Source organism: Phycisphaerae bacterium (genome assembly GCA_012729815.1).
GTDB lineage: Bacteria > Planctomycetota > Phycisphaerae > JAAYCJ01 > JAAYCJ01 > JAAYCJ01.
The window spans coordinates 19,511-33,694 of sequence record JAAYCJ010000073.1 but is presented as its reverse complement, the minus strand read 5'-3'; the positions used below and the strand labels follow the sequence as shown (position 1 = coordinate 33,694).

Below are 14,184 nucleotides of genomic sequence, written 5' to 3'. Positions count from 1 at the left end.
TAATTGTAGATTGGGTCGATGCTGGGAGTTGTGGAAAATCAGAGACCTCGGAGTATCGAGTCTCGCTTCGAGATCAAGTACCTGATCAGCGAAGCGCAGGCCGCGGCCATGGTGGTATATCTGCGTCCGTTCATGCGGCTTGATCGTCACGCCCGGTCACACGAGCGAGGGGCCTATCCGATCGTCAGCCTCTACCTGGATTCCGACAATCTGCTGCTGTGCCGCCAGACGATGACGGGGGAGAAGAACCGGGTGAAGCTGCGGGTCCGCAGCTACACCGACGATCTGGACTACCCGCGGTTTTTCGAGATCAAGCGCCGGGTGAATCGGGCGGTGATCAAGTCGCGGGTCCGGGTGCCGGCGTGGGCCCTGGAGAAGTACCTTCAGGCGTCGCCGGGCGATGCCCCGGCCGATCGAAAGCTGGAGCAGTTCCTGTTCTACATGGAGCGGATCAAGGCCAAGCCGGTGATTCGGGTTCGCTACATGCGGCAGGCCTTCGAGAGCCTCGCGGGCGATCCGGTGCGGATCACGTTCGACCGGGATCTGTCGATGCAGGTGACCCAGCGGGCCGAGCTGCAGATGGCGGGTGAGGGTTGGCGGCGGGTGACGATGCCTGGGGTGATTCTGGAGATCAAGTTCACCGGGCGCTATCCGGCTTGGCTCAACGGCATGGTCAGGCGCTTCGACCTGATGCAGCGGTCGGTGGCCAAATACGTCAGCAGTGTACAACAGGCGCGGCTGCTGGGCTTTTGCGCCCCGGTGCGCGCGGGAGTGGCGAAATGGACGGACTACTGCAATTCTTCGAGAACTTCGGCGTCGGCGGAGAGAGGGTTTCTCCCCTGGACGTCCTGGTATCACTCCTCCTCGCCTTCGTCCTCGGTCAGGTCTTCGCGTGGGTCTACTACATGACTCACAGCGGTCTGTCGTACTCGCGATCGTTCGTGCAGTCGCTGATTCTGATCACGGTGGTGGTGGCGATGGTGATGGCGGTGATCGGCAACAGCATCATCACCGCCTTCGGGTTGATGGGGGCGCTGGCGATCATCCGGTTCCGGAACATTCTGAAGGACACGCGCGACATGGCGTTCGTGTTCTGCGCGCTGGTGGTGGGGATGGCGGCGGGAGCCCAGCGGCACGAGGTGGCGGTTTTGGGCACGATCGTGTTGTGTTTGATCGCGATTTATCTGCACTGGACGTCGTTTGGCTCGCACCAGCCGCTGAACGCGTACCTGCGGTTCCGCCTGCGAGGCGGGTTGGCTCCGGGACATCCGCTGCTGGACGTCCTGAAGCGATACTGCAACCACTTCACGCTGATTTCAGTCCAGGACGTGCTGGGTTCGCAGGCGGCGGAGTACGCCTATCAATTGATGGTGCGCGACCGTTCGCGGAACGAGGACCTGGTCTCGGCCCTGGAGTCCGTCGAGGGAATCTCGGAGATCGCCCTGACCGTGCAAGAAGAACTCCTTGAGGTTTAAGTCATGGCAACGGTGAATTACTGGCTGGATCACGCCAAGCGGATGGGACGCCGCCACGGCGTGTCGATCATCGTCTGGTTGGCGGCGGTGGCGATGGTGGTGTGGCTGAGCTCTGGCCGGAGGGTTCGCTTCCAGGCGCTCGGGATCGCCCAGAGCGAGACCCGGCAGATCGCGTCGGTATGCACGGGGGGGGGCGTTTGATGCCGATTCGGCTGTTCGACGAGGTTCGTCAGGGCCAGACATTGGCGGTTCTGGAGGACGACCAGGTTCGCAGCGCCTTGGCGACCGCCTCGGCTGAGGTCGCCCGGCTCCGGGCGGAACTGGCGGCGACGGAGGCCCGGCTCGAGGCCGACGCTCAGAATCAGCAGTTGGCCCGGACGGCTGAGGGCCGCCGGTTCGCCACGGACGTCGAGACCGTCCGTCTTCGGGTGCTCGATCTGACCACCGAGATTGAGACGGACCGGATCGCGCTGGCGGACCTGAAACTGCAGGCGGAGGTCTTGCAGAGCGCGCAGCCGAGCGACGCCGCCGCTTCCGGCCAACCGGAAGATGTCCGCTCGCCTTATGCCTCGTTGCGGAAGAGGATCGAGGAGGATGAAGCGGCCCTGGTCCAGGCCAGGAACGATCTGGCCGACGCCCAGCGCCGTCTGGCGGATTTCGAGGCGCAACATCCGGCCGTTCCGAGCCTTGAGACGACGCTGGCCCCGCTTCGCGAGGCGATCACCGTCCAGGACCGGCGAGTCGCTGAGTTGTCGGTCGAACGGGCGATGCTGGTGCTGACTTCGCCGATGGACGGCACGGTCATCGCGGTGTTTCGCGGCGCCGGCGAGGCGGTGCGGCCGGGCGATCCGCTGGTGTCGGTGGTGGCGAAGGAGCCGACGTCCGTGCTGGCCTACCTGAGCGATCGGGAGTTCAACGAGGCTGAGAAGGGGATGCGGGTGGAACTGGTGACGCGGGCGGATCCGACGCGGATGGGGCTTTCGACCGTGCAGATGCTGGCGCCGGCGGTTGAGACCAAGCCGATGCAACTGTGGCGGAACCCAGCGGTGGCGGAATGGGGACGGGCGGTGCTCGTGACCGTGCCTCATGAGATGCGATTGTTTCCCGGTGAAGTGGTGGTGGTCCGGTCCCGCTGAACGGTGAGTTCTGGGAACGCGGACGCGGACAGGTGAAGGAAGGGAAGACGACATGCGTGCGGTGAAGCGGAATGCGGTACTGATTGGTCTGTTGGCTGCGGGCGTGTGGGCGGCAAGCGCCGTTCCCGCGCGAGGGCAACTCCTGTTCATCAACGAGTTCATGGCGACCAACGACACGACGATCGACGACGAGTACGGTGAGTACGACGATTGGGTCGAGATCTACAACGGGGGCGGCACGGCCGTGGACATCGGCGGGATGTACGTGACCGACGACCTGTCCGACCTGACCAAGGCCCAGATTCCAACCGGGTACTCGGCGACGACCACCATACCAGCGGGCGGCTTTCTGATCATCTGGTTTGACGACGTGGCGACCCAAGGCCCGCTGCACGTGGCCATGAAGCTCAGCGCCGACGGCGAGGACATCGGCCTGGTGGCCGCGGACGGGACGAGCGTGATCGACAGCCTGAATTTCGACGTCCAGTCCACCGACGTGTCGATGGGCCGCCAGCCCGACGGCAGCGCCACCTGGTATTACTTCGCCGACGCCACTCCCGGCGCCTCGAACACCACGGCGGGCTCGCCGGGATATGCCTCGTCGCCCGTGTTCTCGCACGCGGCGGGATTCTGCGCCGGTTCGTTCTCGCTGACACTCAGTTCGCCGGACCCGAACGCGACCATCTACTACACGCTCGACGGCAGCGAGCCCACGGAAGGGGCCTCGCACAACCCGTACACCTACCGCTACGAAGAATACTACGGCGGGTCCACCGAGACTCGCTATTACGACACCTATCAATACAGCGGACCGATCGCGATCAGCTCCACCACGGTGGTCAGGGCCAAGGCGGTCCGACCGGGGTACATGCCCAGCCAGACGGTCACCCGCACTTTCATTCTGGAAGCCGCGCCGACGCTGCCGGTGATCAGCCTGTCCTCGACGCCCGCCAACCTCTGGGACGATCTGATCGGCATCTTCGTGATGGGCCCGCCGCCGTACACCGGGACGCGGTTCGGCTCGGCCAACGTGTGGGAGGATTGGGAGCGGGCGGCGTACCTGGAACTCTTTGAGCCGGATGGGACGCTGGGCGTCAGCCAGGGCATCGGCGTCAAGACCGGAGGCGACATCAGCCGGCTTGGGCCGCAGAAACCGATGGCCCTCTACGCCCGCAGCGCGTATGGAGCGGGCGAGATCGACTACCGGGTGTTTCCCGACCGGGATATCGACGTCTTTGAGGGGTTGACGCTGCGCTGTTCGGGCGACGACTGGAGCTATACGTTGTTCCAGGATGCGTTAACGACCTGGGGTCTGGTGGACGAACTGGACCTGGACACGCACGCCTATCGCCCGGCCCACATCTACCTGAACGGCGAATACTACGGCATCATCAACATCCGCGAGCGCCGCAACGACCAGTACGTGGCGTCGCACTACAACATTGAGCCGACCGAGGTTGACATCCTGGTGGACAACATGGACGTGGCGGCGGGCGACGCGACGCACTACCAGGGGCTGCTGGACTACATCCGGGCCAACGACCTGCGCTATCCCGCGCCGTTCGCGCATGTCCGGACCTTCATGGAGGTTGACAACTACCTCGATTACATGGCTTCGGAGATCTACATCGCGAACACCGACTGGCCAAGCGGCAACACCCGCTACTGGCGGCCGCGGGTGGACAACGGCCGGTGGCGGTGGATGCTGATCGACACGGACTACGCCTTCTGTTCGCCTCGGCCCAATTCGCGGGTCGTCGAGACCGGCCTTTACGAGCAGTACGACATGATCGAGCACGCGACCACGGCCACGTCCTCACACTGGTCCAACAAGCCGTGGTCCACGGAGCTCTTCCGCACGCTGCTGCAGAACGGCGATTTCCAGACGCGGTTCATCCGCGACATGGCCGACCACATGAACGTGACGTTCCGTCCGGACCGCGTGCTCGCCGAGATCGCGGAGAAGCAGGCGCTGCTTGAGCCGGAGATGCTTGACCACATCGGACGGTGGGGCGGGGTCTATAACCCCTGGAGTGGAACGATCAACCCCTGGCTGGTGGGGATTCCCTCGATGAGCCAGTGGGAAAACGAGATTCAGCGGCAGATGGACTTCGCCACCAGCCGGGCGCCATACGTCCGGCAGCACGTGATCAGCCATTTCGGTCTCAGCGGCAGCGCGGAGATCACCTTCAACGTCTCGCCGGCCGAGGCTGGGCGGGTCAAGGTCAACCGGCTGGTCCTGCCGACCGAACCGAGTGGGGCGTGCGCGGGCACCTACTTCCTCGACGTGCCGATCAAGGTCATGGCGATGCCCAACCGCGGGTATCGATTCGCCAACTGGACCGAATGCAGCGGCGGGCCTTCGATGCTGATGACGCCGACAGGAACCGCGACTCTGACCGCCAATTTTGTGGCCGACGCCGGCAACACCAATCCGATCATCATCAACGAGATCAACTACAACTCGGCGGCTGATTTCGACGCCCAGGACTGGATCGAGCTGTTCAATCCCAATGACTGGGAGGTCGATCTGTCCGGCTGGCAGTTCACCGACTCCGATCCGAATAACGTCTACGTCTTTCCGCCGCACACGTCGATCGGTCCGCGGGACTACCTGGTGCTGTGCAACAACCAGGTGTACTTCCACAGCTTCTTCCCGCAGGTCGAGAATTACATCGGCGATTTCACGTTCAACGCCAGTAACGGCGGCGAACAGATCAGCCTGTACGACGCGGACGGATACCTGATCGACACGGTGACTTACGGCGACGTCTCGCCCTGGCCGACCGCGCCGGATGGAACCGGGCCCACGCTGGAACTGATCTGCCCGGCCACGGACAACGGCGCGGCCTCGAGCTGGGCCGCTTCGACCGGACACGGCACGCCCGGCGCGATCAACAGCGTGACCGCATGCGGCCCGCAGATCACCCAGCAGCCGCAGGATGCCAGCATCTCGCTGGTGCAGGGCGCGACGTTTAGCGTGACGGCGGCCGGCAGCGGCACGCTGCACTACCGGTGGGAGAAGAACGGCATGGAGGTCGGCGGCGACTCGGCGTCGCTGCACCTGACCGGGCTGGAACTCACCGATACGGGTGCGGCCGTGGTCTGCTACGTCAGCAATGCGTGCGGCACGGTGGCGAGTCGGACGGCGATACTTGAAGTGACGCCGCCGTCGATCCTTGTGGTCGACTCGGCCGCCGCGGCCGGCGGTGACGGGTACACGTGGGCCACCGCCTACAACGATCTGCAGGCCGCTCTGACCGCCGCGGCGGGTTCCGGCGGCGTGGTGGCCGAGATCTGGGTTGCCGGCGGGACGTATCGGCCGGACCAGGGAACGAACCGTCGCGATCTCTCGTTCCAGTTGCTCAACGGATTGAGCATCTATGGCGGCTTCTCCGGCCAGGAGACGGACCGGTCTCAGCGCCGCCCGAATCACAACGTGACGGTTCTGAGCGGTGACATCGGGGCTGTCGGCAGCAATTCCGACAACAGCTATCACGTGGTTGTCGGCAGCGGCACCGACAATACGGCTGTCCTGGACGGAGTAACCATCACCGGCGGCAACGCCACTGGATCAACCGAGAACATGGGCGGCGGCCTCCTCAACGCGGCTGGATCGCCCAGCCTTCGGCACTGCATCCTCATCGACAACGTGGCGATGTACGGCGGTGGAGTCTGCAACTTGGGCGGCAGTCCCGTTTTGACGAACTGCCGCCTGATCGGCAACATGTCCTTTTACTTCGGCGGCGGAATCTGCAACTTTGACAGCAATCCCGTCCTGATCAGTTGTACGCTCTCGGGCAATGGCAACTTCACCAGTGCCGACGGTGGTGGTATCTACTGCGCGGGCACCAGCAGCCCGTCTTTGAACAGTACCATCCTCTGGCTCAACAGCCGCAGTGGCGGTACCAGCGAATCGGCTCAAATCTATGCCGGAACCGGTGCGCCTGCCGTGGATTACTGCTGCATTCAGGGCTGGACGGGCGGGTTGGGTGGAACCGGGAACATCGGGCAGGACCCGCTGTTTGCCGACGCCGACGGCGCGGACGACGATCCCAACACCTTCGGTGACAACGATTACCACCTGACCTCGACTTCGCCCTGCCGGGACGCCGGCGATCCCGGCCTTGCCGCGGGCGATCAGCTTGACATGGATTTCCTTCCCCGCATGGTTGGCGGTCGAGTGGACATCGGAGCCGACGAGTTCCTCTGGCCCGGTGATGCGAACCTTGATGGTGCTGTGAGTCTCGGCGATCTGTCCGTTCTGGCGGCCCACTACGGCACCGTCAGCGGTATGACATGGGCCGATGGCGATTTCACCGGCGACGGGGCGGTGAGCCTCGCCGACTTGAGCATCCTGGCCGCCTACTACGGTCAGGGCTACGGTGCGGCGGCTGGGATCGTGATGTCGTTTGAGGAGGCCTACAAGCAGGTATTCGGCGAGGCGCCGGCGGTTCTCGATGATTGTCCACAAGACGCGGAGCCGGCTGAGCTGCCCGGTTCGGCCTGTGGCATACTGGGCATGGCGCTGATCGGGCTGATCGTGTTTGGGTGCCTCTTGCTGCCCGGTTGGCGAGAGGTGACGACCAGGGGAGTGAGTTTCAGGCGGGACTGACAAGTCTGTCTGGCAGTCCTGTTGGCATTCAAAGATCAATGGCGCAAGGCGACACTCCCGAGCGCCTTGGTCAGAAACCCGGGCTGTCGGGGTCCGTGGGCTTTGAGCCGCGCCTCAGTGGCATCGGCGGTGAGGGGCTTGGGCGCGACGAGATTGGCTTGAGCTTGGTTTGAAACTTTGCTCCCCCATGTGGCGTTATATTCTTATGGGCCCACGTCAGGACAGTCGGCGCCAAGGCCGCTGGACGCGGTCGAACGGGGGTATCGCGAAGAGTTCGGCGGATTAGTAATACTGGATAAGAGTAAGGACAACTTCAAAAGGCTGCGGCCGGCCATGTAGCATCGCTGCCAGACTGTGCACGCCTGCTATCGCCAGACGCACCGGTGTGAGTGATGAATGCATCTGACCCTGGATACGGTACATTCATAGGTGGTCTGCCTTCGGCGGTTCGAACCGCTGGCGCCGACGGCTTGTATAAGTCATGTTGCTTAGAATAGGAGTACAACATGTGTGTGATCGGGACTCTGCTTCGAGGATTGCTGGCGGTGGTCCTGTTGGTCGGATCGGTGGCGGCCCAGGATCTCTTTATCAACGAGTTCATGGCGGTCAACAGTTCGACCCTGGCCGACGACACCGGCGACTATGATGACTGGGTGGAGATCTACAACGCCGGTTCCGAGGCGGTCAACCTGGCGGGCATGTACCTGACGGACGATCTGGCCGAGCCGACCAAGTGCCAGATTTCCGCAGCCGACGCCGCCCGCACAACGATCCAGGCGGGTGAATACCTGATCTTCTGGTTTGACGATGACAGCGAGGACGGGATCCTGCACCTCGATATGCAGCTTAGCGGAGACGGCGAGGACATCGGCCTTTTCGCTGCGGATGGAGTCACCGAGATCGACAGCGTCACCTATGGGGCCCAGACCGTCGACGTCTCCTACGGCCGGTATCCCGACGGGGGCGACGAGTGGTTCTTCTACGATACGCCCTCGCCCAATTCCGCCAACGATGATTCGGGCATCGTTCGTTTCGCCAATCCGCCGGAGTTCTCGCACACCCGCGGGTTCTATTCGGGCGCGGTCTCGCTGCAACTGACCGCCGACAGCGGCGCGAGGGTATTCTACACGCTCGACGGCAGCGAGCCGACCGACGGGGCCTCGCAGACCGCCTACACCTATCGCGACGAAGACACCAGCGCGACCTCCACCCGCTACTACCGGACGTACGCCTACAGCGGTCCGATCAACGTCGCCTCCACCACGACCGTCCGGGCGCGGACGTTCCAGGACGGTTTCCTGCCCAGCCGGCCCGTCACGCACACCTTCCTGATCGCCGACGCCTCGACGCTGCCGGTGGTCTCGCTCTCGACCAGTCCCAACCACCTCTGGGACGACCAGACCGGGATCTACGTCATGGGACCCGATCCCGGCGATCCGCAGTTGTACAAGGACGGCAACGTCTGGCAGGACTGGGAGCGGCCGGTTCACGTCGAACTGATCGAACCGGACGGGACGGTCGGGCTTGCCCAGGACGCGGGCATGAAGATCGCCGGCGGGACCACGCGGCTTGGCCCGCAGAAGAGCCTGGCCCTGTTTGCCCGATCGGACTACGGGCGCGGCGAGTTCAACTATCAGATCTTCCCGGAACTGGACCACGACGAGTTCGAGGCGTTGATGCTCCGGAACTCCGGCGACGACTGGGTCTCGACCCTGATCCGCGACGGCGTCATGGTCGGACTGGTCGCCGATCTGGACGTGGATGCCCAGGCGTTTCGTCCGGCGGCGGTGTACGTCAACGGCGTGTACTGGGGTATTCACAACATCCGCGAGAAGATGAACGAGCACTATCTGGCCGACCACCACGACGTTGATCCGGACAACGTCGATATGCTGGAGGAGGATCTCGATGTCATCGAAGGCGACGCCAGCCACTACGAGTCCCTGTTGACCTACATCCGGACCCACGACATGACGCAGCCGCAGAGCTATACCTACGTCAAGACCCTCATGGACGTGGAGAACTTCATCGACTACCAGGCGTCGCAGATCTATTGCGCGAATACGGATTGGCCGGGCAACAACATCAAGTACTGGCGGCCCCGCACCACGGACGGCAAGTGGCGCTGGCTGCTGTTCGACACCGACTTCGGCTTCGCCTTTCCCGCTTCGAACTCGGTTTCCGCCAACGATCCGGCCCACGACACGCTGGACCACTGTTCGACGCGAAACGTGCCTCACTGGTCGAATCCGGAGTGGTCGATCGAGCTGTTCGCCACCCTCCTTGAGAACGGTGAATTTCGCAACGAGTTCATCCGGCGGATGGCGGACCTGCTGAACGTGACGTTCGACCCGGACCGCGTGACCGATATGATCGACGAACGCGCGGACCTGATCAGCGGCGAGATGGGCGATCACGTCGGGCGGTGGGGCGGCGTGACCAATCCGTGGAGCGGGAGTTGGTCGCAGGGGATTCCCTCGGTCGGCTTCTGGCAGAGCAAGGTGAACATCCTGCGCAATTTCGCCTCGGTGCGGCCGGACTACGTGCGCGGTCACGTGGTCAACAAATTCGGTCTGGCGGGTACGGCCACGGTCGCGTTCAGCGTCACGTCGGCTGGGTCCGGTCTGGTCAAGGTCAACCGGATGCTCAATCCGGAGGGAACCTGGAGCGGGACGTACTTTCGCGGGATTCCCATCACGCTGACCGCCGTGCCGGGGATCGGCTACCGGTTCGTGGAGTGGCAGGGCGACGTGAGCGGCGCCTCATCGCCCGTCAGCCTCAACGTGACGGGCGACAGGAGCGTGCAGGCGGTCTTTGAGGAGGCTGAGTACACCCTCAGCGTGCAGGTTCAGGGTCAGGGTTCGGTCGATCCGAACGGCGGAACGTACGATGCGAACGTGGAGGTCGAGCTGAACGCCGAACCGGCCGACGGCTGGGTCTTCGACCACTGGGGCGGCGACCTATCGGGCTCGGACAATCCCGCCACGATCGTGATGGATGACGACAAGAGCGTGATCGCGGTGTTTGTGACCGCTCCCGAGCCGCCCAGCGGATACCGGTTGACGGTCCAGATCGAGGGGGAAGGTTCAGTCGATCCGAACGGCGGGACCTTTGACGTCGGCGCGCAGGTCGAGCTGACCGCCACTGCGGATTCCGGCTGGCAGTTTGACCACTGGGAGGGGGATTTTTCTGGATCGGCCAATCCGCTGACGATCGCCATGAGCGGCGACTATACCGTCAAGGCGGTCTTTGTGCCGGTTTCAATCGCGCAGTACGTCCTGACGGTACGCACCCACGGCGACGGTTCGGTCGATCCGGCGGGCGGAGTCTACGCGGCGGGCGCGCAGGTGGAGTTGACGGCCACCGCCGACGCCGGCTGGCGGTTCAGCCGATGGGTCGGCGACCTGAGCAGCGACGCCAACCCATCCACGGTGACCATGAACGCCAACAAGACGATCACCGCCGTTTTCGTCGAGGAGGAGACGCCGCGTTACACCCTCAGCGTCGGCGTCACGGGTCTCGGCTCGGTCACGCCGTCATCCCGGAGCTACGACGCCGGGACCGAGGTGCAGGTGCGGGCCGTCGCGTCGGAGGGATGGGTTTTCGACCACTGGGAGGGCGATCTTTCGGGATCGACCAACCCGGCGGCGATCACCATGGACGGCGACAAGACGGTTCGGGCGGTTTTCATGGAGGCCTCCAGCCTGTGCACGCTGACCGTAACGATCGAGGGCCAGGGCCAGGTCGATAAGAGCAGCGGCACGTACTCCAAAGGGACGGTCGTGGCCCTGACGGCGACGCCCGCTGACGGATGGATATTCCTGCGGTGGGAGGGCGACTGCGCCGGCACGGACTGCGCGGCGCAGATCACCATGGACGGCGACAAGAGCGTCAAGGCCGTGTTCGGCGAGGAGTCGATCACGCCGCCGATCTCCGGCGGATGCTTCATCGCCACCGCCGCCTATGGCAGCGAACTGGAGCCCCACGTGGCGACGCTGCGCGACTTCCGCGACAAGCACTTGGTGACTAACGCTCCCGGTCGATGGTTCGTGCGAACCTACTATCGCCTCTCGCCGCCTGTGGCGACGGTCATCGCCGTCGATCCGCAGTGGCGGACCGCGGTGCGGGCGGCCCTGACCCCGGTGGTGCTGACGGTGGTTCATCCGATACAAGCCGCAGCGGCAATGACGATCCCCGCGATCGGGCTGATCATCGCCATTGGTCGCCGACGAATCACTCGTCGTTCGGGACCGGCGGGGCGTGCGGCCTGATCACTCGAAGTAGTGCGCCAGCAGTTCGTTCGGCGGTCCGTCGAATTCCGCCATCTCGAGTCCCGCGACGCCCTGCTGATTGCCGCTGTGGAAGTACAGGATGGTCTTGCCTCGCCAGAAGCACAGCTCCGCGTCGGATGCGCTGAGTTCGCGGACTTCCGGGTGTCCCGGATCCGGAGCATGCGTCGGGTCGACGGGCAGTACCGCGCGTCCTTCCGGCGCGTCCTCCCAGCGAACGAGGTCGCGCGATCGGGTGATGCAGTTCTCGTAGTGCCCGTTGGAACGGGCTTGGAGGTAGAGCGTGTAATACCAGCCGTCGGCGTAGTACAGGGCCGGACCGCCCACGTACTTATCCGTCCCGTAGAACGCATTGGGAATCCGCCGCCAGTGGATCAGGTCTTCGGATTCACAATACTTGAAGGTGAACGGCGGCCAGCGGGAATCATCGGTTTCGTAGAGCATGACGAAGCGATCCGGGGCCCGGCAGATCGCGACGTTAAAGAGCAGCTCATCCCGCTCCGACTCGAGCACGGTCAGCGGGTCGGACCAATGCACGAGGTCATCGGAGCAGACCATGTTGATCTTCTTGTGTTGACGCCACGGCAGATCCGTTCCGTAGTCGCCGGCGTAGACGTACAGCCGTCCCTGGTGGAGGAAGCCCTCGCCGAAGTAGTGGTTGCGCAGCGGCACGCTGACGATGGCATCCGTCTCCACGTCGCGGATTCGAATCTCATCCTCGTGAAAGCGATAGGTCGGATCGTCCGTCGGGAAGTCGAGAAACCGCGGGTGGTTTTCCACCCGGTAGAGACGGTCGTTGAAGACGACGGGCGTCACCTCGTGCGAGACCGGCCCGAAAGAGGCCGTTCGCCTCAGCCGGTTCGACCATGGCTGTCTGCACTTGCCTGTCTCTTCTTGCCTCACTGTCAGCCTCCGCATTTATAACTATCTATTTTAACATAGTAGTTTTGATCATATCGGGGGCGAAGCCGCTTGTTGCCGTCGCCGCGACGGGTATTACTATCCGAAACCTGTCAGTGCCGCAAGCGCAAGTTTCGGCAGTCGGGCTTGGCCGCTTGTTTTTTGGTCCTGCCCGGCCCAGCCGCCGTCATTGCTCCAGACTGTGGATATAAGTAATTATGTTATAATGATTTCTAATCAGGGTGGTATTGGGGGTGATTTCTACCGCGAGAGGCTCTGGATAGATCTGTACTCAAACTTCCCGGTTTTTTCGTAAGTGATGTCATAGTAAGTCCCTCCGCAAGTGGAAACAGGCGTTGAGGATGTGCGTCAGGCCGGTGAGCAGGCGGTACAACATGAAATCGACCCGGTCGGGAAGGACCTGGGCGTAGTCGATCAGCCGTTCGGCCAACCGCAGATGTTTCTCCCATACCCGTTGACCAACGCCCCGGTGCTGCCGTCCCGCACCGTGGCCAGATGATCCATCTTCGTCGCCAGCGGCTTGGCCAGGTCCGAGAGGTCCAGGATCAACGGCGTATCGTCGGTCATCAGCGGCCGCCAGACGTTCGGAAGCGTCTTGGCGACCCGCTCGTCGAAATCGGTCGCGGCGGTCAAGTGAAGGTCCAGCCGCTTGACCCGACTGGCGTACCGGCACCGTTGGTTCGGAACCTCCCTGGCCATCGGACAGACGATCGGATGACCGGCCCGAACCAGCCCCACGAACCCGTCCCGGAGAAACTTCTTCTCCGGAACCGACAGGCTCCCGTTGATTTCGTCGAGAAACCCATGCAGATTCGCCGATAACGACTCCATCAAAGCCTCCTGCTTGACCATGACATATCTCCTTATGTCATAACGATTTGAAGGAACGCATACACATCCTTCTGATCGTCAGACATAGGGAGATCTCTTTGCCCCAATCCCCCTGCCCACACCCTCCTCAAAAAATCGGGAAGTTTGAGATTTGTACACTTGACCAATTTTGGTCGACTGATTATAATTCGCGGACTCTGGTTGATAGAGAGGAAAGCTCCGGAATCCGATGGGCACCTATTCGACAAGCGATGAGACCCGCCAAGCCCTCATCCACGCGGCCGGTGAGTTGATCGCCGAGCGCGGTGTGGGTGAGGTCTCCACACGGGCGATCGCCCAGCGGGCCGGAGCGAACATCGGCACAATCCACTACCACTTCGGCGGCAAGGAAGGTCTGCTCAAAGAGATGCTACGGTTCGCTTTTCAGACGAACGCGGCCGCCTCGCTGCCGGCGGTGATCGAGGAGTGCGAGCGCCATCTGGACGACGCCCCATCGCGGGCTCAGGCGGTCCAGACGATCGTTCGGCACGTGATGCAGGCGATCTTTTCGCCGGAGCGGCCGCGCTGGCGCTCTCGTGTGCTGTATCAGGTGGCGCAACACGCCGGCCCGCTCCGCAGCTTTCTTCGCGAGCAGGTGCTGGACCCTCACTTCGAGGCGATCACGCGATTTATATTGCGGATAAGGCCCGAGTGGACGATGCACGAGGTCAGCCTCTGGACGCACATGCTGTTCGGTCCCGTGGTGTTTCACGCCGATCATTGTGAAATACTTCTCGACCGGTTAGGAACCCAGACTTTTCCGCAGGACTACCTGGCCAGACTGGAACGGCGGCTTACCGATGACGCGATCCGCGCCCTGGGACTGCCGGCGGAGGTCGTCTGAACCAGGGCGGCAGGACATCACACCTTACGGAGCA

General features: G+C 63.2%; 9 protein-coding genes. 7 read left to right on the top strand and 2 right to left on the bottom strand.

What is annotated here, in order from left to right; all coding sequences use genetic code 11:
• The first annotated feature begins 30 nt into the window (after window positions 1-30).
• The 6 genes from GXY33_05710 to GXY33_05685 all read left to right on the top strand — a co-directional run bounded on the left by GXY33_05710 (window position 31) and on the right by GXY33_05685 (window position 11,497).
• The gene (locus GXY33_05710; protein NLX04619.1) at window positions 31-909 is read left to right on the top strand and encodes a polyphosphate polymerase domain-containing protein; all 879 of its coding nucleotides are present in this window, start codon (window positions 31-33) and stop codon (window positions 907-909) included.
• Window positions 906-1,475 (top strand): DUF4956 domain-containing protein, encoded by a 570-nt coding sequence (locus GXY33_05705; GenBank protein NLX04618.1) that lies wholly within the window; start codon window positions 906-908, stop codon window positions 1,473-1,475. Before GXY33_05710 ends, GXY33_05705 begins: the two co-directional genes overlap by 4 nt.
• A gap of 3 nt (window positions 1,476-1,478) precedes the next feature.
• The gene (locus GXY33_05700) at window positions 1,479-1,676 is read left to right on the top strand and encodes a hypothetical protein (GenBank protein NLX04617.1); all 198 of its coding nucleotides are present in this window, start codon (window positions 1,479-1,481) and stop codon (window positions 1,674-1,676) included.
• The gene (locus GXY33_05695) at window positions 1,676-2,611 is read left to right on the top strand and encodes an HlyD family efflux transporter periplasmic adaptor subunit (protein ID NLX04616.1); all 936 of its coding nucleotides are present in this window, start codon (window positions 1,676-1,678) and stop codon (window positions 2,609-2,611) included. Before GXY33_05700 ends, GXY33_05695 begins: the two co-directional genes overlap by 1 nt.
• A gap of 52 nt (window positions 2,612-2,663) precedes the next feature.
• Window positions 2,664-7,226, top strand: coding sequence for a hypothetical protein (locus tag GXY33_05690; GenBank protein ID NLX04615.1), 4,563 nt, complete (start codon window positions 2,664-2,666; stop codon window positions 7,224-7,226).
• 506 nt (window positions 7,227-7,732) lie between these two features.
• Window positions 7,733-11,497 carry a hypothetical protein gene (locus GXY33_05685; GenBank protein ID NLX04614.1) on the top strand — a complete coding sequence of 1,255 codons (3,765 nt, stop codon included), beginning with the start codon at window positions 7,733-7,735 and terminating at the stop codon, window positions 11,495-11,497.
• On the opposite strand, the gene GXY33_05680 is transcribed toward GXY33_05685, so the two are convergent.
• Together GXY33_05680 and GXY33_05675 are read right to left on the bottom strand one after the other, a co-directional pair.
• Window positions 11,498-12,418, bottom strand: coding sequence for a hypothetical protein (locus GXY33_05680; protein NLX04613.1), 921 nt, complete (start codon window positions 12,416-12,418; stop codon window positions 11,498-11,500). It abuts the gene before it with no gap.
• 432 nt (window positions 12,419-12,850) lie between these two features.
• Window positions 12,851-13,288 carry a hypothetical protein gene (locus GXY33_05675; protein NLX04612.1) on the bottom strand — a complete coding sequence of 146 codons (438 nt, stop codon included), beginning with the start codon at window positions 13,286-13,288 and terminating at the stop codon, window positions 12,851-12,853.
• A 208-nt stretch (window positions 13,289-13,496) separates the two neighbouring features.
• Between GXY33_05675 and GXY33_05670 the strand changes: the two genes are divergently transcribed.
• Window positions 13,497-14,150 carry a TetR/AcrR family transcriptional regulator gene (locus GXY33_05670; GenBank protein ID NLX04611.1) on the top strand — a complete coding sequence of 218 codons (654 nt, stop codon included), beginning with the start codon at window positions 13,497-13,499 and terminating at the stop codon, window positions 14,148-14,150.
• Window positions 14,151-14,184: the final 34 nt, after the last annotated feature.

Excerpts from the sequence above, each read along its gene's own strand:
- GXY33_05695 (NLX04616.1), top strand. The coding sequence starts at position 1,676 with ATGCCGATTCGGCTGTTCGACGAGGTTCGTCAGGGCCAGACATTGGCG.
- GXY33_05685 (NLX04614.1), top strand. The coding sequence starts at position 7,733 with ATGTGTGTGATCGGGACTCTGCTTCGAGGATTGCTGGCGGTGGTCCTG.
- GXY33_05700 (NLX04617.1), top strand. The coding sequence starts at position 1,479 with ATGGCAACGGTGAATTACTGGCTGGATCACGCCAAGCGGATGGGACGC.
- GXY33_05675 (NLX04612.1), bottom strand. The coding sequence starts at position 13,288 with ATGGTCAAGCAGGAGGCTTTGATGGAGTCGTTATCGGCGAATCTGCAT.
- GXY33_05705 (NLX04618.1), top strand. The coding sequence starts at position 906 with ATGACTCACAGCGGTCTGTCGTACTCGCGATCGTTCGTGCAGTCGCTG.
- GXY33_05670 (NLX04611.1), top strand. The coding sequence starts at position 13,497 with ATGGGCACCTATTCGACAAGCGATGAGACCCGCCAAGCCCTCATCCAC.
- GXY33_05690 (NLX04615.1), top strand. The coding sequence starts at position 2,664 with ATGCGTGCGGTGAAGCGGAATGCGGTACTGATTGGTCTGTTGGCTGCG.